General features: G+C 42.6%; 22 protein-coding genes. 21 read left to right on the forward strand and 1 reads right to left on the reverse strand.

Annotated elements, in window-relative coordinates:
* The first annotated feature begins 29 nt into the window (after window positions 1–29).
* The 21 genes from QN079_RS06235 (at window position 30) to QN079_RS06335 (ending at window position 19,767) form a co-directional block, all read left to right on the forward strand.
* Window positions 30–1,580, forward strand: a complete 1,551-nt coding sequence (locus QN079_RS06235; protein WP_289230526.1) for an IS1182 family transposase — start codon at window positions 30–32, stop codon at window positions 1,578–1,580.
* Window positions 1,581–1,873: 293 nt separating this feature from the next.
* Window positions 1,874–2,938, forward strand: coding sequence for a M24 family metallopeptidase (locus tag QN079_RS06240; RefSeq protein ID WP_005225769.1), 1,065 nt, complete (start codon window positions 1,874–1,876; stop codon window positions 2,936–2,938).
* Window positions 2,939–3,147: 209 nt separating this feature from the next.
* Window positions 3,148–3,573: an Asp23/Gls24 family envelope stress response protein gene (locus tag QN079_RS06245; protein WP_005225770.1), complete on the forward strand. Its 426-nt coding sequence runs from the start codon at window positions 3,148–3,150 to the stop codon at window positions 3,571–3,573.
* Complete coding sequence (gene nusB / locus QN079_RS06250) at window positions 3,566–4,030, forward strand: transcription antitermination factor NusB (protein WP_081116530.1); 465 nt, start codon at window positions 3,566–3,568, stop codon at window positions 4,028–4,030. The genes QN079_RS06245 and nusB overlap by 8 nt, the downstream gene beginning before the upstream one ends.
* A gap of 292 nt (window positions 4,031–4,322) precedes the next feature.
* On the forward strand, window positions 4,323–5,174 hold the full coding sequence (locus QN079_RS06255; RefSeq protein ID WP_270274021.1) for a bifunctional methylenetetrahydrofolate dehydrogenase/methenyltetrahydrofolate cyclohydrolase: 852 nt from the start codon (window positions 4,323–4,325) through the stop codon (window positions 5,172–5,174).
* The gene (gene xseA, locus QN079_RS06260; RefSeq protein ID WP_270274022.1) at window positions 5,175–6,527 is read left to right on the forward strand and encodes an exodeoxyribonuclease VII large subunit; all 1,353 of its coding nucleotides are present in this window, start codon (window positions 5,175–5,177) and stop codon (window positions 6,525–6,527) included.
* Window positions 6,508–6,729 (forward strand): exodeoxyribonuclease VII small subunit, encoded by a 222-nt coding sequence (locus QN079_RS06265; RefSeq protein ID WP_005225774.1) that lies wholly within the window; start codon window positions 6,508–6,510, stop codon window positions 6,727–6,729. The genes xseA and QN079_RS06265 overlap by 20 nt, the downstream gene beginning before the upstream one ends.
* Window positions 6,726–7,622, forward strand: a complete 897-nt coding sequence (locus QN079_RS06270) for a polyprenyl synthetase family protein (protein ID WP_081116532.1) — start codon at window positions 6,726–6,728, stop codon at window positions 7,620–7,622. The genes QN079_RS06265 and QN079_RS06270 overlap by 4 nt, the downstream gene beginning before the upstream one ends.
* Window positions 7,619–8,440 (forward strand): TlyA family RNA methyltransferase, encoded by an 822-nt coding sequence (locus tag QN079_RS06275; RefSeq protein WP_005225776.1) that lies wholly within the window; start codon window positions 7,619–7,621, stop codon window positions 8,438–8,440. The genes QN079_RS06270 and QN079_RS06275 overlap by 4 nt, the downstream gene beginning before the upstream one ends.
* 97 nt (window positions 8,441–8,537) lie before the next feature.
* On the forward strand, window positions 8,538–8,987 hold the full coding sequence (gene argR / locus QN079_RS06280) for an arginine repressor (RefSeq protein ID WP_005225777.1): 450 nt from the start codon (window positions 8,538–8,540) through the stop codon (window positions 8,985–8,987).
* Between the two features lie 15 nt (window positions 8,988–9,002).
* Entirely contained in the window at window positions 9,003–10,676 is a 1,674-nt protein-coding gene (recN, locus tag QN079_RS06285; protein ID WP_270274023.1) for a DNA repair protein RecN, read from the forward strand.
* Between the two features lie 95 nt (window positions 10,677–10,771).
* The gene (locus QN079_RS06290) at window positions 10,772–11,503 is read left to right on the forward strand and encodes an alpha/beta family hydrolase (protein WP_289230527.1); all 732 of its coding nucleotides are present in this window, start codon (window positions 10,772–10,774) and stop codon (window positions 11,501–11,503) included.
* Window positions 11,504–11,903: 400 nt separating this feature from the next.
* Window positions 11,904–12,758 (forward strand): phosphate ABC transporter substrate-binding protein PstS, encoded by an 855-nt coding sequence (locus QN079_RS06295; protein ID WP_034868500.1) that lies wholly within the window; start codon window positions 11,904–11,906, stop codon window positions 12,756–12,758.
* A gap of 97 nt (window positions 12,759–12,855) precedes the next feature.
* Complete coding sequence (pstC, locus tag QN079_RS06300) at window positions 12,856–13,776, forward strand: phosphate ABC transporter permease subunit PstC (protein ID WP_270274025.1); 921 nt, start codon at window positions 12,856–12,858, stop codon at window positions 13,774–13,776.
* Window positions 13,776–14,660, forward strand: coding sequence for a phosphate ABC transporter permease PstA (gene pstA / locus QN079_RS06305; protein WP_005225782.1), 885 nt, complete (start codon window positions 13,776–13,778; stop codon window positions 14,658–14,660). Before pstC ends, pstA begins: the two co-directional genes overlap by 1 nt.
* A 13-nt stretch (window positions 14,661–14,673) precedes the next feature.
* Window positions 14,674–15,480, forward strand: a complete 807-nt coding sequence (gene pstB, locus QN079_RS06310; RefSeq protein ID WP_005225783.1) for a phosphate ABC transporter ATP-binding protein PstB — start codon at window positions 14,674–14,676, stop codon at window positions 15,478–15,480.
* A 31-nt stretch (window positions 15,481–15,511) separates the two neighbouring features.
* Entirely contained in the window at window positions 15,512–16,270 is a 759-nt protein-coding gene (gene pstB, locus QN079_RS06315) for a phosphate ABC transporter ATP-binding protein PstB (RefSeq protein ID WP_005225784.1), read from the forward strand.
* Between the two features lie 11 nt (window positions 16,271–16,281).
* On the forward strand, window positions 16,282–16,959 hold the full coding sequence (gene phoU / locus QN079_RS06320) for a phosphate signaling complex protein PhoU (RefSeq protein ID WP_005225785.1): 678 nt from the start codon (window positions 16,282–16,284) through the stop codon (window positions 16,957–16,959).
* Window positions 16,960–17,487: 528 nt separating this feature from the next.
* Entirely contained in the window at window positions 17,488–19,050 is a 1,563-nt protein-coding gene (liaX, locus tag QN079_RS06325; RefSeq protein ID WP_270288342.1) for a daptomycin-sensing surface protein LiaX, read from the forward strand.
* Window positions 19,051–19,099: 49 nt separating this feature from the next.
* Window positions 19,100–19,408 carry a PspC domain-containing protein gene (locus tag QN079_RS06330; protein ID WP_005225787.1) on the forward strand — a complete coding sequence of 103 codons (309 nt, stop codon included), beginning with the start codon at window positions 19,100–19,102 and terminating at the stop codon, window positions 19,406–19,408.
* The gene (locus tag QN079_RS06335; RefSeq protein WP_005225788.1) at window positions 19,408–19,767 is read left to right on the forward strand and encodes a phage holin family protein; all 360 of its coding nucleotides are present in this window, start codon (window positions 19,408–19,410) and stop codon (window positions 19,765–19,767) included. The genes QN079_RS06330 and QN079_RS06335 overlap by 1 nt, the downstream gene beginning before the upstream one ends.
* 63 nt (window positions 19,768–19,830) lie before the next feature.
* Here QN079_RS06335 and QN079_RS06340 read toward each other — a convergent pair whose 3' ends face one another.
* Complete coding sequence (locus QN079_RS06340; protein ID WP_289230528.1) at window positions 19,831–21,531, reverse strand: M3 family oligoendopeptidase; 1,701 nt, start codon at window positions 21,529–21,531, stop codon at window positions 19,831–19,833.
* Between the last annotated feature and the right edge of the window lie 82 nt (window positions 21,532–21,613).

Raw genomic sequence — 21,613 nt, forward strand, 5'->3', positions numbered from 1 at the left:
ATCATTTAATCCTGAAAGGACTAAACAAAATGTATACTAATTATAACATGAATCAACTCACTTTGGATCTATCTACTTCATTTTCTCCAAAAGAAAATCATGTCGCCGTTTTTATCCATGAACTGGTCGAAGCGCTTCAGATTAATGAACCCTATCTTTTTGGTCGACCAAGAGAATATGATTTAGGTGCCATGTTGAAGTTGGTTCTTTTTGCGTATACGCGAGAAACCTTTACAAGTCGCAAGATTGAACGCTTAGCTGAAGAAAACCTCTATGCTCGCTGGTTGAAGCAAGAACGGGTTCCAACTTATCGAACGATCGCCCGTTTTTGTGTATCTAACGATGTGCAGGAGTTGACCAATAAAGGCTTAGATCAGTTGACAGAGTATCTGCGTGCACGGAATCTGATTGATGATGCGTTGTTTATCGACGGTACAAAAATCTTGGCAGATGCGAATAAGTACAGCTTTGTCTGGAAGAAAAACACGATCCGATTCGATCAAATGAATCGCGAAAAACTGCTTACTATGATGACGGAACTAAGAGAAGCGTATGCCCTGAAACAGATTCCCGAAGGGACGTCCTTGACAGTAGACATGATAGATGAACTGTTAACACGGATGGAACTACGTCTGGAAGAACTAGAAAAAGAAGTTGAGGCAACGAAACGTCTTTCGCCAAATCCAGCGAAACAACAACGGCGAACGTTGAAAAGCCAAGTACGCAAATTAAATACAAAACGAGAAAAACTTCTGGAACATCAAACGCAGTTTTCTACTTATGGGACAAGAAACAGTTATTCAAAAACTGATCATGATGCGACATTCATGCGCGTAAAAGAAGACCCTATGAAAAATGGCCAACTTAAGCCTGCGTATAACCTGCAGATCGCTACTTGTAATCAATTTGTACTCGGCTACGATGTCTTTCAAAACCCAACAGACACTAAGACACTGAAACCATTACTGGAAAAGATGAAGATTGCACAAAAGTCCCCTCATTATTTGGTCGCCGATGCAGGCTATGGTTCAGAAAGCAATTACCGCTATATAGAAGATAAACTTCCCCAGCATACTGCACTGATTCCTTATGGAACGATGTTTAAAGAACAAAGCAAGAAATGGCAGACAGATGATCGGAAAGTAATGAATTGGGATTATGAGCCTAAGGAGGACTTTTACATCGACCCCAAAGGGGTACGATTCAATTTTCATGATTACCGTCAACGAACAGATGCGGATGGCTTTGTCCGAGATTTTAAAGAATACCAAGCAGAAAAAACGGATGCGAACCAAGCGCTCATTCCTGAAGCCTTAACCCCAAAGGGGAATCGCAGAAAAATCACTGTAAATCCGTCTTGGGAATACCATAAAGAAAAACAAAAAGAGCGCTTATTAACGCCTGAAATTCAAAAAATATATGGTCGGAGAAAGATCGACGTGGAAACAGTCTTCGGATTTATGAAGGCTTATTTGGGTTTCACTCGATACACGGTTCGGGGCTTAGAAAAAGTCAGAAAACAGACGGGTTTACTCATTACGGCAATCAATATGATGAAATTGACAAAAATAGGTACTTGAACTACCCAAAATGAATAAAAAAAACAAGGAGCACTCGAAAAATCACATGATTTTCGAGTGCTCCTTATATTTTGGAGAGCGTAACTAGTTAACTTATGTCACGCCCCCTTTTTTTGTGCACGGAAGCCATCATTTAGAAGAGAACAACGAAAGATCACACGGCAGTCTTTTTAAAGTGCTCTATCGTTTATACATATTGTTTGATTTTTTAGAAAACTTTTCGCTTGCTTTCCGCTTTTTCTGGAAGTTTGTTATAATACTATCGTATAGAACAAGAAAGTAGGGAACGATACATGTTAAGAGTTGAAAAATTACGTGAAGCAATGAGAAAAGATTCGATTGATGGGTTCTTGATCACCAGCCCATACAATTTGCGTTACTTGACAAACTTTACTGGGACAACTGGTTTAGCAGTCATTACGTTGGACAAAGCTTTTTTTGTAACAGATTTCCGATATACAGAGCAAGCAGCTGCCCAAGCTCAAGGTTTTGAGATCGTAAAAAATAGCGGACCGATTTTCGAAGAAGTTGCAACCATCTGCCAAAAGGAAGAAATCAATGTCTTAGCTTTTGAAGAAAGTTTCGTCAGCTTTGCCGAATACTCCGTCTTAGAAGACTTGATCGAGGAATCATCCCTTGCCCCTGTATCGGGTATGATCGAGGCTTTGCGGGAAGTCAAAGATGAGGAAGAGATCGCATTGATTCAACAAGCCTGCCATATCGCTGATCAAGGATTCGAACATATTTTGAAAATGGTCCGCCCAGGAATGACAGAAATCGAAGTGGCGAATCAGTTAGATTTCTTTATGCGTTCATTAGGTGCCACAAGCGTATCTTTTGAAACGATCGTTGCTAGTGGGCTGCGTTCAGCAATGCCCCATGGGGTTGCCAGTGAAAAAGTGATCGAACAAGGCGATCTGATCACGTTAGACTTTGGCTGTTACTATCAAGGCTATGTGTCTGATATGACTAGAACCTTTGCAGTAGGAGATCCTGGCGATAAATTGAAGGAAATCTATCAAATCGTACTTGAAGCGCAAGAAAAAGTCTTGGCCGCAGCAAAACCTGGAATGACCGGAATTGAACTAGATGCGATCGCTCGGGATCACATTGCTTCCTTTGGCTACGGGGATGCCTTTGGTCATTCAACAGGTCATGGGATTGGTTTAGAGATCCACGAAGGACCAAATGTATCCTTCCGCGCTGATAAAGCATTTGTTGTCGGAAACGTCATTACAGATGAACCAGGGATCTATCTTCCAGGAATTGGCGGCGTTCGTATCGAAGATGATCTTTTGATCACCGAAACTGGTAATAAAGTGTTGACACATTCACCTAAAGAATTGATCATTCTCTGATTCATCGACCTTGTTTTTCAGAAAATTCATTGAGAATAGTGGGTTATTATAGATTCTCAGTGCAGAAAATGATAAACTTAGAGCGAGAAGAAACACTGTGCCATGGATGTTATTGATTGAATCAAGCGTTGGTTTGCTTCAAACGGAAAAAGCGAGCGATTTTTTTACAAACAATACGGTACAGCTGTTTAGAATGGAGGCAAAAACGTATGAATGAAGATAAAAACCTTGTATTAAATGCAAGTCCTGAATTAGGCGAGATCGTCATCGCACCAGAAGTGATCGAGATCATTATTGGGATCGCTGCTTCTAAAGTGGAAGGTGTCTATGGGATGCGAGGAACACTGGCAAACAGTGTCACTGAATTATTAGGTCGCGCAGCTCATGGCAAAGGGGTCTACTTAACGATCGATGAAACAGGGATCAAAGTGGACATCTACTGCTATATCACTTATGGGATGTCAGTGCCTAAAGTGGCAATGGAGATCCAAGAACGGGTCAAACAGCAAGTCTTATTTATGACAGATGTACAACTGGCTGAAGTAAATGTTCATGTTGTGGCAGTCGTGCCAGAAAAAGTAGATTTACCAGACATCGAAGAATTATTTGGAAACGACGAGGAAGAAAATGAGTAAAGAATTATCACGGCATGAAATACGGAAAATGGCGTTACAAGCTTTATTTCCACTAGACTTTAATAAAGATTTAACGAAACAAGATGCCATCATGCATGCCATCGAGTTGGAACACCATGAATTGATCGATGAAGAACAAGAGCATTTTGTGCCTGTTTATTTAGATCAATTAGTGGCAGGTGTCTGTCATTACAAAGAAGCCTTGGATGAGGTCATTCAAAGTCATTTAAAGGCTGGTTGGAAAATCCAGCGTTTATCAAAAATGGACGTGACGATTTTACGAATTGCTTTGTATGAAATGATCTATGTGGATAATGTGCCGAATCGTGTGGCTTTGAATGAAGCGATCGAATTAGCGAAAACCTTTAGTGACGATCAGTCCAGAAAGTTTGTCAACGGTATTTTATCGACAGTCAATCAAGAGCTAGAAACAAAAACCAACCAAGTAAGTGAGTAATTTTCAGCCCTAACACGATCGATCAAAAGAGATCAGCTTTTTTCGATCGAGTCAGAAACCGAACGATTTATGAGCAACCGCATTGTTTTGACGGTCCTGCTTGATCGTTCGGTTTTTTTGCACGCACTTTGTCGGTTTACTCTCGTTTTTTCCGAAAAAAGGGAGCCTTAGACGGTGTTTTTCTTTTCAGAAAATGCTATGATAGAAAACATGAAGAAGCATATCGACAAACGATTGGTGCGTTTCTTTTTACAAAATAAGTCAGTATAATCAGGTTGGAGGAGTTGTCAGAATGGGTACATTAATCAATGGAAAAGAATTGGCTGAAAAAATGCAAGCAGCGTTTCTTTCAGAGACAGCAACACTAAAAGAGCAGGGTGTGACACCGGGATTAGTTGTTTTGCTTGTTGGAGAAGACAAAGCAAGTCAGACTTATGTGAAAAATAAAGAACTAGCTGCGGCGAAAATCGGTATCAATTCCCGTGTTGCCCGCTACCCTGAATCCATTACTGAGGCAGAATTATTAGCAGAAATCGAACAGTTCAATAACGATGATGCCTTTCATGGAATTTTGGTTCAACTTCCTTTGCCAAAACATATCAATGAAGAAAAAGTACTGTTAGCCATCAAACCAGAAAAAGATGTCGACGGCTTTCATCCAATCAATTTAGGAAAATTATTCGCAGGTGTACCTGACCGAATTCCTTGTACCCCTTATGGCATCATGAAAATGTTTGCTGCGTATAGGATCGAATTGGAAGGAAAAAATGCCTTAGTGATCGGTCGCAGCAACATTGTCGGAAAACCAATGGCGCACTTACTCTTGGGGGCAAATGCCACCGTGACTATTGCTCATTCAAAAACCAAAAATCTGCCCGAGTTGGCAAAACAAGCGGACATTTTAGTCGTGGCGATCGGCCGCGGTCATTTTGTCACAAAAGACTTCGTAAAAGAAGGGGCTGTGGTGATCGATGTTGGGATGAATCGTGATGCCAACGGCAAGTTGATCGGCGATGTGAAATTTGATGAAGTCGAACCGATCGCTAGCTATATCACACCGGTACCTAGAGGTGTAGGTCCAATGACGATCACGATGTTGATGGCCCAAACGATCGAGGCAGCAAAGGAGACAATGAAAAACTAAATGGCGCAAGAATATTTAACGGTAACCGCATTAACAAAATATATCAAGCGTAAGTTTGACGTCGATCCGTATCTAGAGCGGGTTTATTTGACGGGGGAGATCTCCAATTTTCGTCGTCGCCCCAATCACCAATATTTTAGTTTGAAGGATGATGGTGCAAAAATTTCGACCGTCATGTTCAAAGGCGCTTTTGACAAGTTGCGCTTTCAACCAGAAGAGGGCATGAAAGTCATGGCGGTTGGTCGTATCACTCTGTATGAGGCAAGCGGAAATTACCAGATGGTGATCGATCATATGGAACCAGACGGTGTCGGCGCTCTTTATCAAGCCTATGAACAATTAAAGCAGAAATTGGCAGCAGAAGGTTTATTTTCTGCACCGAAGCAGTCCTTGCCGAAATACCCGAAACGCATCGCAGTTTTGACCAGTCCTAGTGGGGCGGTGATCAGAGATATCATCACGACGACACAGCGGCGTTACCCCATTGCTCAGATCGTTTTGTATCCAACCGTGGTACAAGGCAATAAAGCTGCGGATGATGTGGTGAAAAATATCCAACGAGTCGAAGCCGATGGGACCTTTGATACTATGATCATCGGACGTGGGGGTGGATCGATCGAGGACCTCTGGCCTTTCAATGAAGAACGAGTGGCAAGAGCCATTTTTGATGCAAAAACCCCCATTATTTCTTCAGTGGGGCATGAAACCGATACGACGATTGCCGATTTAGTGGCGGATGTACGGGCGGCAACTCCGACCGCCGCTGCCGAATTAGCGGTGCCAGTGCTGTCGGAGGAGATTTTGCGGATCGAAGAAAGACAAGCCCGATTAGAGCAAGCATTTATGCACCAGATCCAGTACAAACAAGAACGCTATCAGCGAGTGATTGGATCGTATGTTTTTCGACAACCAGAGCGCTTGTATGAGGCACAGTCCATCAAACTCGATCAGTTGCAGCAGCGGATGCAGCAAGGCTTGCAAACCTTGCTTTATGACAAGGATCGCCAGGCACAGCAATTGATTTCACGGTTGGCCCAGCAACAACCAAAAGCGCGATTACAAGCCAGCAATCAAGAGGTCAGCTATCTTTCTCAACGCTTAACGAAAGCCACGAAAGATATTTATGCGGCAAAAGAAAATCAATTTGCAAATGCAGTCCAATCCCTTGATTTGTTAAGCCCGCTAAAAATCATGGGACGCGGCTACAGCTATACCACGAAAAATGAGCAGGTGATCAAATCGATTGATGCGATCGAGCCAGAAGATCAGCTGACGATCCATTACCAAGATGGCCAAGCACTGGTCGAAGTTATTAGTACAGAAGGAGTTAATCATGGCAAATCCAACATTTGAAGAATCATTACAAGAATTAGAACAAATCGTAACCCGTTTGGAACAAGGCGATGTTCCATTGGAAGAAGCGTTAGATGCTTTTCAAAAAGGCATGGTTTTGAGCAAGCAATGCAAGGACACCTTGAGTAAAGCGGAAAAATCCTTAACAAAAATGATGACTGAATCCAATGAAGAAGTCCCCTTTGAAGAGGAAAGCCAATGAGTGCTTTGAAGGAATTTACGAAAGAACACGCCCCATTGATCGAAGAAGTTATGGAACGTTTTGTCAAAGAACACACTTCTGATCAACGACTATTTGAAAGCATGCAGTATTCGATCCAAGCTGGCGGCAAACGCATTCGCCCGCTTTTATTGGCAGCAACAGTCGCCGCTTTTCACAAACCCATCAATACCGCGGTGTACCAGTGTGCAGCAGCCCTAGAAATGGTGCATACGTATTCGCTGATCCATGATGATCTGCCAGCAATGGACAACGATGATCTGCGTCGAGGCAAACCAACCAACCATAAGGTTTTTGGTGAAGCTTTAGCGATTTTAGCTGGAGATGGTCTTTTGACGGCTGCGTTTCAATTAGTCGCTATGGCGGAAATCGAAGCCAATCAAAAAGTCTTGCTGCTGCAGCAGTTGAGTAAAGCAGCGGGCACGCAAGGGATGGTTGCCGGCCAAGCAGCTGATATTCAAGGGGAGAACCAAGCGCTTCGTCTTGAGGAGCTGATGTCAATCCATGAACGAAAGACTGGAGAATTGATCCGCTTTGCGGTGATTGCTGGTGGTGTCTTAGCCGACCAGACGGAAGAGGTTCTGCATGAATTGGATCGCTTTGCCCAGCATATTGGGTTAGCCTTTCAAATTCGCGACGATCTGTTAGATGCCACTAGTACAACCGAAGAGCTAGGCAAAGTTGTCCGCCGAGATGACGAGTTGGCGAAAAGTACCTATCCTGCTTTACTTGGCTTAGCAGGCGCGCAGCAAGCCTTGACTGAAGAATTGGGCAAAGCCAAAGAAATTCTGGCACAATTAAGCCAATACGGTCAATTTACGCAGGATGTTTTATTGGCATTTGTGGAACGATTTGAGATTCGAGGGAACGCATGAAGAAAGAACGAGTAGATGTTTTAGCTGTCCAGCAAGGCCTCTTTGAGACCCGCGAGCAAGCCAAACGAGGAGTGATGGCTGGATTGGTGTACAAAGAAAAAAACAATGAGCGCTTAGATAAGCCTGGAGAAAAAATTGCCGCAGATACACTGCTGCAGATCAAAGGGAAGAAGCTGCCTTATGTTTCTCGTGGTGGTCTCAAGTTAGAAAAAGCACTCAAAGTTTTTGATTTTGACGTAACCGATAAAATCATGTTAGATATCGGCGCTTCCACCGGTGGCTTTACTGATGCGGCGTTGCAAAATGGCGCCAAAAAAAGCTATGCACTGGATGTCGGTTACAATCAGTTAGCATGGAAGCTGCGGCAAGATGAGCGAGTGATTGTAATGGAACGGGTCAACTTCCGTTATGCAAAACCAACAGACTTCCTGGATGGTCTTCCTGAAGCCGCTACGATCGATGTTTCTTTTATTTCACTTAAACTGATCTTACCTCCCCTTTACGATATTTTGGTAGCGGATGGCGAAGTGATGGCGCTGATCAAACCACAATTTGAAGCGGGCAAAGAAGCGGTCGGAAAAAATGGGATCGTTCGTGACCCCAAAACCCATGAACGAGTGTTGGAGGAAGTACTGGCATTCGCTAAGAAAACAAAATTCGATGTATTAAACCTAAGTTTTTCACCAATCACTGGTGGCGAAGGGAATATCGAGTTTATCGTACATTTAAAGAAAAGCCTGCAAGAAGGCACCGCAGCAGGGATCGACATCCCGAAAGTTGTTGCATCAGCACATGAGACCTTTCATCAACCAAAATAAAGAATGGAAGAGAGTGGACATTTTACTTGTCGGCTCTCTTTCTTTCTTGCGCAAAATAGGATAAAATTAGTAGGAATTCATTCAGGAGGAACAAGAGATGAGAAAAAAAGAACGGCATCGCTTGATTACACGATTGTTAAGTGAACAAGATATTCAGAAACAAGAAGATTTTGTCGAGTTGTTAAAAGATCGCGGCGTCTCAGTCACACAAGCAACCATATCAAGGGATATCAAGGAATTGAAGTTAGTGAAAGTTCCTTCCCAAAAAGGCGGCTATCGCTATAGTATTCCACAAGAGACAACAGAAGACGTGAGTGGTAAACTAGATAAAATCCTAAAAACGGCGTTTGTTTCTGTCGATCGAATGGACAAATTTGTGATCCTGCGCACACTGCCTGGCAATGCTTCGGCTTTGGCGAATTTGATCGATAAGCGTTATGCCAAAGAATTATTTGGCACGCTAAACGATGATGACAACGTCTTGATGATCACCAGAACAGAAGCAGATACCGAGAACCTATTCAAGGATTTCCAACGTTACGTATAAAAGAGGAGGCAAGGGATGCTTTTAGAATTGTCGATCCAAAATTTTGCGATTATCTCCAACCTGCACCTGTCTTTTCATGAGGGGATGACGGCTCTAACAGGTGAAACAGGTGCTGGGAAATCAATCATTATCGATGCGATGGGCTTACTAGCAGGTGGCAGAGGATCCAGTGACTATTTGCGTCAAGGCGCAGAAAAATGCCGTTTGGAAGGGATTTTTGAATGGCCGAATCAGCAGGAGTTCAAAGAGCTGACCGCAGATCTGGGTATTGATGAAGAGGAAGTTCTGATCGTACAACGGGATATCTCTCAATCGGGTAAAACTATTTGTCGTGTAAATGGTCGAACCGTTACCTTGTCGGTTTTGCGCCAAATTGGCTTGTTTTTAGTTGATATTCAAGGACAAAATGAGCATCAAGAGCTGCTGCAGCCAGAAAAACATTTGGCGTTGATGGATGGTTTTGGAGATGATGACTTTAAAGCAGAACTTGCAAGTTACCGTCAAGCCTATCAAGCCTATCGCTCCTTAGAAAAACATGTGCGGACCATTCAAGAAAATGAGCAGCTCTATGTGCAGCGAATGGACATGCTGCGTTTTCAACAAGAAGAGATCGCCCAAGCGGAATTGATGGAAAATGAAGAAGAGCAGCTGATCGATGAACGAGAAAAACTGACCAATTATCAAAAAATCGTGGATGCTCTAGGGCAAAGCTATGGCGCTCTATCCGCCGAAGAAGTTAATAGCCTAGATGGAGTCAGTGTGGCATTATCAGAGATCCAGTCGATCGCCCATCTTGATCCCGCGTATGAAAAAATCAGTGAAGCGATCCAAAGTGCGTATTACTTGTTGCAAGATGCAGCCACTGATATTTCGCGGCAAGTCGACAACCTTGAATTAGATGAAGGCCGACTAGAAGAAGTCATTTCACGGCTGGAAACGATTCGTCAATTGAAGCGCAAATACGGGGAGTCAATTCCTGTGATCCTTGCTTATTATGACGAGATCAGCAAAGAAATCAGCGAATCAGCCTATACGGAAGGTCAGTTGGAGCAATTAGAAGAAGAGCTTGCCCAAAAAGCTGAAGCAGTTTGGCAGCTGGCGGAAGCCTTGCACGTCAAACGACGTGAATTGGCTCATCGTTTAGAAAAAGAAATCGTTCAAGAGTTAAAAGAGCTGTATATGGAGCACGCGCAATTTGAAGTACGGTTTGCATCTGGCTCAAAACAATTAAGCAGCAGCGGCTTTGATACCGTGGAGTTTTATTTGACAACCAACCCCGGTGAAGGCATGAAACCGTTAGTACGAGTTGCTTCTGGAGGAGAGCTTTCCCGGATCTTATTAGCGCTTAAATCGATTTTCTCCCGCAAGCAAGGAATCACTAGTATTGTCTTTGATGAGGTGGATACTGGGGTCAGTGGCCGAGTAGCTCAGGCGATCGCCGAAAAAATCGCCAAGATCGCTGCGAATTCGCAAGTCTTGTGTATCACCCACTTGCCGCAAGTAGCGGCTGTGGCGGACAATCAATATTTTATCGAAAAAGCAATACAAGAAGGTCGGACAGAAACCCATGTCCGTAAATTATCAGAAGAAGAACGAGTGGCTGAGATCGCCCGTATGCTCTCAGGTGCAGAAATCACCGATTTAACGATCGAACATGCACGAGAACTATTGGCGCTGGCTCACCGATAAAAATTGGAAACACTTATAGAAAGATTCAGGAGATGATGGACCCGCAACTTTCGTCTGCCATCCTTTCCTGATCTTCTTTTTTGCAGGAGGACATGATGAGAAAAAAAACAAAAGTCTTGATCGGTGTATTGATCACCGTTGTTATTTTAACTATTGCCGGTTGGGTCGGTTGGCAACAACTGCATTACCCAGCAGTGGATGCTGCAGTTACAGCTGCGAAAGAGGCAGATGATGAGGGAAATGTCCTCTATTTTGCTGGAGATGAAGAAAAGCCTTTGGTTATTTTCTATCCTGGTGCGCTTGTCGATGCCGAAAGCTATAGTGTATGGGCAGCAGGTTTAGCGGAAAAAGGCTATTCTGTAGCGATCGTTAAAATGCCCTTTAACATGGCTGTTTTAGCAGGCAATCGTGCAGAAGAGGTCTTGAAAGAAATTCCCCATAGCTCCTATGTCATTGGCGGTCATTCATTAGGTGGCGTCATGGCAAGCCGTTTTGCAGCGAATCAGTTGGCTGAAAACGACAACGAGTTAAAAGGCGTCTTTTTCTTTGCTAGTTACCCAGATGAAAAAGGATCCTTAGCTGATCAATCGATTGCTGTGTTGTCACTCTCAGGCAGTCAAGACCAAGTAGTGAATCAAGAAAATTGGCAGGCTGCCCGCAGCCTCCTTCCAGAAACTACGACGTTTGAAACGATCGAAGGCGGCAATCATGCTGGCTTTGGTACCTATGGGTTACAAAAAGGAGAAGCAGCAGCGGATCTACCAAATGAAGCACAGCAAGAAGCCATCATTGAGCAGATGGCGGCATGGTTAAGTGAATTAGAATAAAAAAAGACGGCAGAAGATGCATAGGAATGCTTCTTTCTGCCGTTTCGATTCAACAGACATTTTGGGGAAATGTTGATGAAATCGTGAAAACGCTGAACATAACAACATATTGTACTTGATTGGGGAAGCAAGATTAATAATTATGTTCTTTTTAAAATACGTTTCCTCTCACAGTATAGCACAGCATACCTTCTGTATGCACGTAATTTAATTAAGAAATCTTGTCATTTTATTTACAAAATAGTTATTTTGTAAAAGAAAAAAAGTGTTTTAAATAAAGGGACAGACTCAGCTTAAGAAAAAAAAGCAAATAATAATTTTCATTGATTTCAACTAATGGTAAAATGAAAATAATTGATTTTTACAATCAATGACTTTCGAAAGTACAAGGAGCGTTATGATGAAAAAATTAAAACTTCTAAGTCCTATCATCGGATTGGTTATTTTACTCTCAGGATGTGCAAGCTGGGCAGATCGAGGAGAATCGATCACAGCAGTCGGGTCTTCTGCCTTGCAGCCACTCGTAGAAACCGTTGCGGAAGAATTTCAAAACTCAAATCCTGGGCGATTTATCAATGTCCAAGGAGGCGGGAGCGGCACTGGGTTAAGTCAAGTCCAAGCAGGCGCAGTCGATATTGGGAATTCTGATTTGTTTGCAGAAGAAAAGCCAGGGATCGATGCGGATGCACTCGTTGACCACCGAGTGGCAACGGTGGGTATCACACCGATCGTCAACAAAGGCGTTGGGATCACGGATATTTCAACAGAGGACTTAAAAAATATCTTCTTAGGAAATATTACAAATTGGCGTGACGTTGGCGGAAATGATCTGCCCATCGTTTTGTTGAATCGGGCGACTGGAAGCGGCACGAGAAGTACGTTTGAAAAATGGATCATGGATGGCGAAACAGCGATTCCTTCCCAAGAGCAAGATTCTAGTGGGATGGTCCGTTCGATCGTTTCAGATACACCAGGGGCCATCAGTTATGTTGCATTTTCTTATGTGACAGATGAAGTCAACGTCCTTTCGATCGATGGGGTTCAACCAACGATTGAAAATGTAACGACCAATGATTGGAAAGTTTGGGCTTACGAGCATATGTATACAAAAGGAGAACCAACGGGATTGACCGCTGAATTTCTCGAATATATGCTTTCTGATGAAGTACAAGAGCATATCGTCGGGGATCTGGGTTATATTCCAATTTCCATCATGCAGGTGGAAAGAGATTGGGAAGGCAACATCGTCGAGTAATCTTTACACAAAATTTACACAAGCTTTAACAGAAATTGATGTTGAACCGATAAACTAATGGTTATGAGTTTAGTTTGATTTTTGAGGAGGAACCCTCGTGGAAAATGTAAAAGAAGTGTTAACAAGAAAATCCAAGCGCGCAAGAATGGAACAAAGAGGAAAGCTGGTTAGCTTTCTATGTATTGCGTTGATTGTATTGGTTGTGATCTCCATTTTTTATTTCGTTGCTAGCCGTGGATTAGCGACATTCTTTGTAGACAAAGTCAATGTTTTCGACTTTTTGTTTGGTACGCAATGGAATCCAAGTGCTGTTGGTCCTGATGGCCAACCATTAGTAGGTGCTTTACCGATGATCCTTGGTTCGTTCTTCGTAACCTTCCTATCAGCGATCGTCGCAACACCATTTGCGATCGGTGCAGCAGTCTTTATGGTGGAGATCTCCCCTCGTAACGGAGAGAAGATTTTGCAGCCCGTCATCGAACTATTAGTCGGTATTCCTTCTGTAGTTTATGGTTTTATCGGTTTGTCTGTCATTGTACCAGCAGTCCGTTCTGTTTTTGGCGGTACAGGGTTTGGGATCTTGGCGGGGACCTTTGTCCTATTTATCATGATTTTGCCGACAGTGACTACGATGACTGTCGATGCGTTACGGGCAGTCCCTCGGCACTACCGTGAGGCATCCTTAGCTTTAGGTGCAACACGCTGGCAAACGATCTATAAAGTTGTTTTACGAGCAGCTGTCCCTGGGATTTTAACGGCGGTTGTTTTCGGAATGGCTCGCGCATTTGGGGAAGCATTGGCGATCCAAATGGTTATCGGTAATGCGGCATTGATGCCGACGAGCTTAGTGACACCTGCATCAACATTGACATCGATCTTAACCATGGGTATTGGGAATACGATCATGGGAACAGTCCAAAACAACGTTCTATGGTCATTAGCCTTGATTCTCTTATTGATGTCCTTACTATTTAACATTGTCATTCGCTTTATTGGGAAGAAAGGAGCATTGAAATAATGAATGCAAAACGTTCAGATAAAATTGCTACCGGCGTCTTGTATGCTGTTGCTGGAGTCATTGTTTTGATTTTGGCTTCCTTACTATTGTACATTTTGGTACGTGGTATTCCCCATATCAATTGGGAGTTTCTGACTTCTTCTTCAAAAGCGTATCAAGAAGGTGGCGGGATCGGCATCCAATTGTTCAATTCCCTATACTTGCTTTTAGTGACAATGATCATTAGTTTTCCGATTTCTCTAGGAGCGGGGATCTACTTATCAGAATATGCGAAGAAAAACTGGTTGACGGATATCATTCGGACATCGATCGAAATCTTGAGTTCACTGCCTTCTGTGGTTGTCGGTCTTTTTGGTTTCTTGGTCTTTGTTATCCAGTTTGGTTATGGCTTTTCGATCATTTCAGGTGCCTTGGCATTGACTTTCTTTAATTTGCCACTATTGACTAGAAATGTGGAAGAATCTCTACAAGCGATTCATTATACGCAGCGTGAAGCGGGCTTGTCTTTAGGCTTATCCCGTTGGGAAACTGTCACACGCATCATTGTTCCAGAAGCAACACCAGGAATTTTGACTGGGGTCATTCTAAGTTCTGGTCGAATTTTTGGTGAAGCGGCAGCGCTGATCTACACTGCAGGACAAAGTGCACCGGCCCTTGATTTTACAAACTGGAATCCATTGAGTGTTTCCAGCCCGATCGGTCTTTTCCGACAAGCGGAGACGCTGGCAGTCCATATTTGGAAAATCAATACAGAAGGTACGATGCCTGATGGCGCTCAAGTTTCAGCCGGGGCTTCGGCGGTATTGATCATTGCCGTCTTGCTATTTAACTTTGGCGCCCGTGCAGCTGGCAAACGGTTGTACAAGAAAATGACGTCAGCATAAGGAGAATGACAGTATGAACGATTACAATTGGGACGATCGAAATATCATTACCTTCGATAAACCAGAAGATGTGGCGCTTTATACCACTGACTTGCATGTATGGTATGGATCAAATGAAGCCATCAAAGGCATTGATCTACAATTTGAAAAAAATAAAATCACCGCATTGATCGGACCTTCCGGTTGCGGTAAATCAACGTATCTGCGTTCTTTGAATCGAATGAATGATGGGATCGCAAACACGAGAGTCACAGGAAACATCATGTATAAAGGAGTCGACGTCAATACAAAAGAAGTCGATGTCTTCGAAATGCGCAAGCGTATCGGCATGGTTTTCCAACGACCAAACCCTTTCAGTAAATCGATCTATGACAACATCGCCTTTGCTTTGCGACGTCATGGAGAAAGAAACAAAAAGAAATTGGATGAAGCAGTCGAAACCAGCTTGAAACAAGCCGCACTTTGGGATCAAGTAAAGGACAGCTTAGACAAAAGTGCTTTGGCATTGTCCGGTGGACAGCAGCAACGTCTGTGTATCGCACGAGCAATTGCGATGAAACCAGATATTTTGCTTCTAGATGAACCAGCTAGTGCCCTTGATCCAATCTCGACCGGGACAGTGGAAGAAACTCTTATCAACTTGAAAAACGACTATTCAATCATCATCGTGACCCATAATATGCAGCAAGCTGCTCGGATCAGCGATTATACTGCCTTTTTCTACTTAGGAAATGCGATCGAGTACGATGAGACCCGTAAGATATTTACTCGTCCAAAAATTAAAGCAACAGAAGATTACGTATCCGGTCATTTTGGCTGAGCCGATTCGATCAGTAAACGGAGGCAAAACAATGGCAGAAGAAATTATTACATCGAAAGATCTGCATTTATACTACGGAAAAAAAGAAGCATTAAAAGGAATCGACCTTTCCATCAAAAAAGGCGAGATCACTGCAATGATCGGACCTTCAGGATGTGGGAAATCGACCTACTTGCGTTCTCTTAATCGAATGAATGATTTGATCCCTGGTGTGACAATTACAGGAAGTGTTGTCTATAAAGGGAAAGACATTTATAGTCCAAAGCAAGACATCGTTGATTTGCGCAAAGAAATCGGGATGGTTTTTCAACAACCGAATCCTTTTCCCTTTTCAATTTACGAAAATGTGATTTATGGGTTAAAATTAAAAGGAGTCACGGACAAGGAGATTCTTGATAAGACGGTAGAAGAAAGCCTGAAAGCAGCTTCTGTCTGGGAAGATGTCAAAGACAAACTTCACCAAAGTGCGCTTTCTTTATCAGGTGGACAACAGCAGCGGGTTTGTATCGCTCGGGTATTGGCTGTCGATCCAGAAATCATTTTGCTGGATGAACCAACCAGTGCGTTAGACCCCATTTCATCAGGGAAAATCGAGAATACCCTTCTAGCACTGAAAGAACGCTATACCATGATCATCGTGACCCACAACATGTCACAAGCTTCAAGAATCTCAGATAAAACCGCGTTCTTTTTGGACGGCAACTTGATCGAGTTCAATGACACGAAAAAAGTGTTCCTAAGTCCAAGCAAAAAAGAAACAGAAGATTATATCTCAGGAAGATTTGGTTAGGAGGAAAAGGGATGTTGCGTACACAATTTGAAGAAGAATTATTAAATTTACACAATCAATTTTATGAAATGGGGATGCTAGTCAGCAGTGCCATTCATAAATCTGTGCGAGCATATGTCAGACATGACAAAGAAATTGCGCAGGAAGTAATTGAAAATGATTTGGCGATCAACAATATGGAAGTTCGTTTAGAAAAAAAGAGCTTTGAGATGATTGCTTTGCAACAACCAGTAACGACCGATCTACGAATGATCATTACTGTAATGAAAGCCAGCTCTGACTTGGAGCGGATGGGGGACCATGCGGTATCCATCGCGAAGTCAACAATTCGGGTCAAAGGCGAAACGCGGATCGCCGAAATCGAAAAAGAAATCTCAGATATGTCGGATTACGTCAAAAAAATGGTTGATAATGTCTTAGTGGCGTATGTAAAAACCGATCAAGATGATGCTCGCATGATCGCTCAAATGGACGATCGGGTCAATGAATATTACAAAGACATTTATTACAAAACGATCGAGAGTATGAAAGAAAATCCAGAAACAGTTGTCAGTGGGACCGATTATTTATCCGTTGCTCAATACTTGGAACGAATCGGTGACTACGTAACGAATATTTGTGAATGGATCGTGTATCTTGCTACTGGGAAAATCAGTGAATTGAATACAAACCGTACGGAAATGATTTAAGAAACCAGCTTGGGTTCTTGATCATGTATCTCTTTTAAAAGAGATGGGATGGACCGTCGAAAGCAGTTGTCCTTTAAGGAGTAACTTCTTTCGGCGGTCTTTTTGATTTGAAAGAATCGCTTCAATCGATGACGTGAATAGGATAGGCAAAATAGAAAATGGCTCCTCCATAAAGATGGCCAATGGAAATCGATTCTATCGTCCCTGAAATTTACTAGTTGTGCCGTCTATGCTTTTCGTCGCCGACCTGCAGTGAAAGGAGCAATCACTCATTTACTCTAGCAGGCCTATTCCTTAAGAGTTCTACTAGCTGAAACTTTTGTTTCTATTGGTTTTTCGTGGTACTGTTAATAATAAGAAGATCGTTTTGAGCCTAGTGTAATGAAGAAAAAGTGTCGGTTTTGCTTGCCAATCTGCAGATTGAGAAAAACTTGGTACTTAAGACCTATGACACTTTTGCAAAAACAAGGCATAATAGGTTCGTAAGCTAAACTTGCAATCACACATTTGCTGAAGGAGGCAATTTCCATGAACGAAAGAGAACGTATATTGGATCTAGTAAAAAAAGGTGTGCTTTCTACAGAAGAAGCCTTGGATTTACTAGAAGGTATGGCAAAAGCCAAAGACGAAAAACAAATTAACAAAGCTGCTGCTGAGGTAACCGCGGATAAGAATGCGACAAGCCCATTTGATGATACTGAAAACGACGATGAGACGTTCAGGTTTGACAGCGAAGAAAAACTTCGTCAAAACGAAGCGCAAGACAAAGAAAATCTTGAAAAGATTCTCGATGGTTTAGCAACGGAAGCCAACCAAGCATCTGCTGAGTTGGACGAAATCAATGCTGAAATTCTTGGCGTCAAAGAAGAATTAAAAGAAGCACAAGAAACACTGATGCAATTGAACACCAAAGAAGAGTTGGATCAATTGTCAGAAGATGAATTGGCTACGCGTCACGAAACAGAAGCGACCATTACTGCCTTGGAAGAAACCTTAGATGGTTTATCTGAAGAAAAAGCAGAATTGGAAGCAAAATTAAAAAATATTCGCAAAGACCAATGGTCTCAAACAAAAGAAAAAATTTCTCAAAAATTAGATATTCCAGAGGATTGGAAAGAGCAAGCGACTGACACCTTTAACCAAGTAAGTGAAAAAATGGTCGATGCCAGCACACACTTCGGACACTTCTTGAAGAAAACAGTTCGGGCAGTGACAGAGTCAGTCAATGACAACATGGAATGGAAAGACATCAACTTGAAAGTTCCTGGTGTTGCAGCGACAAAATTTGAGCACACATTCAGTTATGACGAAACGGCAGCGACATTGATCGATGTGAAATTGGCAAACGGCAATGTTTCCTTCCAATTATGGGATGAACCAGGTGTCAAAGTAGATGCCAAAATCAAACTATATGGTAAAATGGATGCGGCGGAGCCTTTCGATGCTTTTGAAGCAAGAAGCCAAATCAATGTCGATGATGAACGCATCTCTTTCCAAATTCCCAACAAACGCATTCGTGCCGATCTCGTTTTCTACTTGCCAAAACGTACCTATGATCATGTGGCAGTGAAATTGCTGAACGGCAATGTTACATTCAATGAATTGGATGCGAAAGATGTCTATACAAAATCAACAAACGGCAATATCGATTTCCGCAAAGTAAACGCATCGATGTTAGAGATTGAAGGCGTGAATGGAACGATCACTGTTCAAGAGGGTGAGATTTTAGATGCCATTATTGAAACGGTGAACGGCGACGTTACGTTGACAGCAACGCCACAAAATACCGGTATTTCTTTAGTTAACGGCAACATCCGTGTGACCTACAAAGAAGAAACGGTCCAAAAATTAAACGCCAGCTCTGTAAATGGGAATGTCAAAGTAGCATTACCGACAGGAATCGGTTTTGAAGGGATCGCAAAAACAAGTTTAGGTAGCATCAACAATCGTTTAAGCGAGATGGAAGTTGTGCGTGAGAAAAAAGAACGCCTAAACCAACTATTGCAATTCCGTCGGGTTGCCGATAAAGTCGCTCAAATCGATCTATCCACAACAACAGGAAATGTCTTTATCAAAGATACAGACAAATAAGAATCGCTGGGTTTACACTCATTAAAGAAAAGAAGGAAGGTGTAGATAAATGAACAAAAAATTAACAAAATCAGCCAATAACGTTGTCATTACAGGTACTCTAGGGGGTCTGGCAGAATACTTGCGAATCGATCCAACCATCGTTCGCGTGATCTATGTCTTTCTATCTTTAGTGACTGCTGGGTTCCCTGGAATCACTTTATATATCATCATGGCGGTCTTGATTCCTTCAGGACGCAAGAGCACCTCAGGATATGGCCACGACAATCACTACTACAAACAAAACAAATACAATGAAGCAAATCGTCCCCGTAAAGAAGCGGAAAAGGTGGAGGATGAGGACTGGAGTGACTTCTAGTGTCTTATTTTCAACGGCTTATCATGAATACACTGACGTTTGTCACATTGGCGGTTTTATTACCAAATATGATCCATGTTCAAAGCATTATGACTGCAGTGATCGCCAGTTTCGTACTGTCGATCCTGAATGCTTTGATTAAACCAATTCTGATCGTCATTTCATTTCCATTGACTTTACTGACGCTTGGTTTCTTCACTTTTGTAATCAATGCGCTCATGCTGAATTTGACTTCGTATTTTGTTGGGTCAGCCAACTTTGGCTTCTCCTCGTTTGGGGCAGCGCTATTAGTGGCACTGATCATGTCAGTGATCAATATGATCGTGACCGAACACCATATCGAAAAATATTCACGTTAAAAAGACGTTTCACGTTTTCTCCCACTAGCTATGAAGCTAGTGGAGAAACGGAAACGTCTTTTTTTAGTTTAACTGTTCTTCTTTGATAGCAGCAAGGTACGTATCTACTGCCTGTAACGTCTCATCAAGCGCCCCTTTTTCAAAAGGTGAACGCAAATGAGCAAGAGACAGGATCTCAAGGAATGTTTTCGTGCCGCCGACTTCGCAGATGGCCAAATAATCTTGCCAAGCGGTTTCGTCTTTTGCCACGATGAATCGATACCAAAATTGGAACGCACACACTTGCGCCAATGTATAATCGATATAATAGAAAGGTGATTCAAAAATATGCCCTTGTCTAAACCAATACAAGCCACGATCAAGGTCTGGATATTCTGAATAATCCCGTTCTGGGCAATACTGGCGCTCTAATTCCCGCCAACGGGCTTTGCGCTGTGCTGGTGACCACTCAGGATGCTCATAAACATCTTGTTGGAAGTGATCCACTAAAACGCCATAAGGCAAAAATTGCAGGCTGCTAGCAAGATGCGCAAATTTGTATTTTTCTGTTTCTTCTTCAAAAAAGGCATCCATCCATGGCCAGGCGATAAATTCCATCGACATTGAATGGATCTCGCAAGACTCATAATTGGGAAAGAGAATTTCCGGTTCTTTGATCCAACGAGAGCGAAAGGCTTGAAACGCGTGGCCAGCTTCGTGGGTCAAAACATCGACATCGCCAGAAGTGCCGTTAAAGTTGGCAAAGATAAATGGCGATTGATAGTCTTGGATAAACGTACAATAGCCGCCAGATTGTTTGCCTTTTTTGCTTAGTAGATCAAGTAGGTCATGCTCGACCATAAAATCAAAAAATTCGCCAGTTTCAGGGGATAGTTCCTGATACATCACACGGGCTTTTTCTACTAGTTCTTCAGGAGTTCCTTTAGGCTCTGCGTTACCACTAGGATAAACAAGCGGCAGGTCGGTAAAGGTTGCCTGAGTCAATTGATTACGCTGCGCCTGTCTTTGGTACAGTTTTTGGGTAATTGGGACGACTTTTTCTAAAATTTCCCGACGATAGGTTTCGATCATTGAACGATCATAGTCCCAACGATTCATTTGGGTATCCGCAAAGGCAACATAATTTTCAAAGCCGAGCTTGTGAGCGATCTCGGTACGAACCTTGACCATCTCGTCATAAATTTGATCAAAACGGTCTTCATTTTCCGTGAAGAAAGCCGTTTGTTTTTCAAACGCTTCTTTTCGAACACCGCGATCTTTGTTTTCGGTAAATGGTCGCAGTTGTGCGAGGGTATAGGTTTCTCCTTGGAAGTCGATTTGGGCAGAAGCGACCAATTTGCTGTAATCAGAAGCCAATTGGTTTTCTTTTTGAAATAATTCGATCAAGGCCTCATCAAAAAGCTTCACACGGCTTTCGGCAAATAAAAAAAGTGTTTCTGGATATTCGGCTTTTAATTCATCTAAGACAGGTGAAGCCAGGAGTGCTTGATAGAATTGAAAATCCAGAGCTTCAAAATGAGGCTGGTATTCATTCCAAAAAGTGTCTTCTGCTTCGTAAAAGGCATCGTTGGTATCGATCGAATAGCGGATCGAAGCCAAGTTCATTGCGGTATCGATCGTTCCTCTTAGTTCGTTCAAAGCATCAAGGGCTTGCTTCGCCTCCGAGAAGGTATCGGCTGACTGAAGGTTTGCTAATGCTTTTTTGAATGTTTCTTGATAAACTGTAAAATCAGGGCGTTGATACTTGTATGCTGAAAATTTCATTAAAAATCCCTCCTTAGTAAAATAATAACACAAACGAAAAAGAATGAGGACTTCTATTGGCGAAGGTAGTAACTTTACTGAT

Source organism: Enterococcus sp. FZMF (assembly GCF_030263915.1).
Classification (GTDB): Bacteria; Bacillota; Bacilli; order Lactobacillales; family Enterococcaceae; genus Enterococcus_D; species Enterococcus_D casseliflavus.

Coding starts and splice junctions, on each gene's coding strand:
- QN079_RS06340 (WP_289230528.1), bottom strand. CDS start 21,531: ATGAAATTTTCAGCATACAAGTATCAACGCCCTGATTTTACAGTTTAT.
- QN079_RS06290 (WP_289230527.1), top strand. CDS start 10,772: ATGAGAAAAAAAACAAAAGTCTTGATCGGTGTATTGATCACCGTTGTT.
- recN (WP_270274023.1), top strand. CDS start 9,003: ATGCTTTTAGAATTGTCGATCCAAAATTTTGCGATTATCTCCAACCTG.
- QN079_RS06240 (WP_005225769.1), top strand. CDS start 1,874: ATGTTAAGAGTTGAAAAATTACGTGAAGCAATGAGAAAAGATTCGATT.
- phoU (WP_005225785.1), top strand. CDS start 16,282: ATGTTGCGTACACAATTTGAAGAAGAATTATTAAATTTACACAATCAA.
- QN079_RS06245 (WP_005225770.1), top strand. CDS start 3,148: ATGAATGAAGATAAAAACCTTGTATTAAATGCAAGTCCTGAATTAGGC.
- QN079_RS06275 (WP_005225776.1), top strand. CDS start 7,619: ATGAAGAAAGAACGAGTAGATGTTTTAGCTGTCCAGCAAGGCCTCTTT.
- QN079_RS06265 (WP_005225774.1), top strand. CDS start 6,508: ATGGCAAATCCAACATTTGAAGAATCATTACAAGAATTAGAACAAATC.
- nusB (WP_081116530.1), top strand. CDS start 3,566: ATGAGTAAAGAATTATCACGGCATGAAATACGGAAAATGGCGTTACAA.
- QN079_RS06330 (WP_005225787.1), top strand. CDS start 19,100: ATGAACAAAAAATTAACAAAATCAGCCAATAACGTTGTCATTACAGGT.
- QN079_RS06235 (WP_289230526.1), top strand. CDS start 30: ATGTATACTAATTATAACATGAATCAACTCACTTTGGATCTATCTACT.
- pstA (WP_005225782.1), top strand. CDS start 13,776: ATGAATGCAAAACGTTCAGATAAAATTGCTACCGGCGTCTTGTATGCT.
- argR (WP_005225777.1), top strand. CDS start 8,538: ATGAGAAAAAAAGAACGGCATCGCTTGATTACACGATTGTTAAGTGAA.
- liaX (WP_270288342.1), top strand. CDS start 17,488: ATGAACGAAAGAGAACGTATATTGGATCTAGTAAAAAAAGGTGTGCTT.
- pstB (WP_005225783.1), top strand. CDS start 14,674: ATGAACGATTACAATTGGGACGATCGAAATATCATTACCTTCGATAAA.
- QN079_RS06295 (WP_034868500.1), top strand. CDS start 11,904: ATGAAAAAATTAAAACTTCTAAGTCCTATCATCGGATTGGTTATTTTA.
- xseA (WP_270274022.1), top strand. CDS start 5,175: ATGGCGCAAGAATATTTAACGGTAACCGCATTAACAAAATATATCAAG.
- QN079_RS06255 (WP_270274021.1), top strand. CDS start 4,323: ATGGGTACATTAATCAATGGAAAAGAATTGGCTGAAAAAATGCAAGCA.
- pstB (WP_005225784.1), top strand. CDS start 15,512: ATGGCAGAAGAAATTATTACATCGAAAGATCTGCATTTATACTACGGA.
- QN079_RS06270 (WP_081116532.1), top strand. CDS start 6,726: ATGAGTGCTTTGAAGGAATTTACGAAAGAACACGCCCCATTGATCGAA.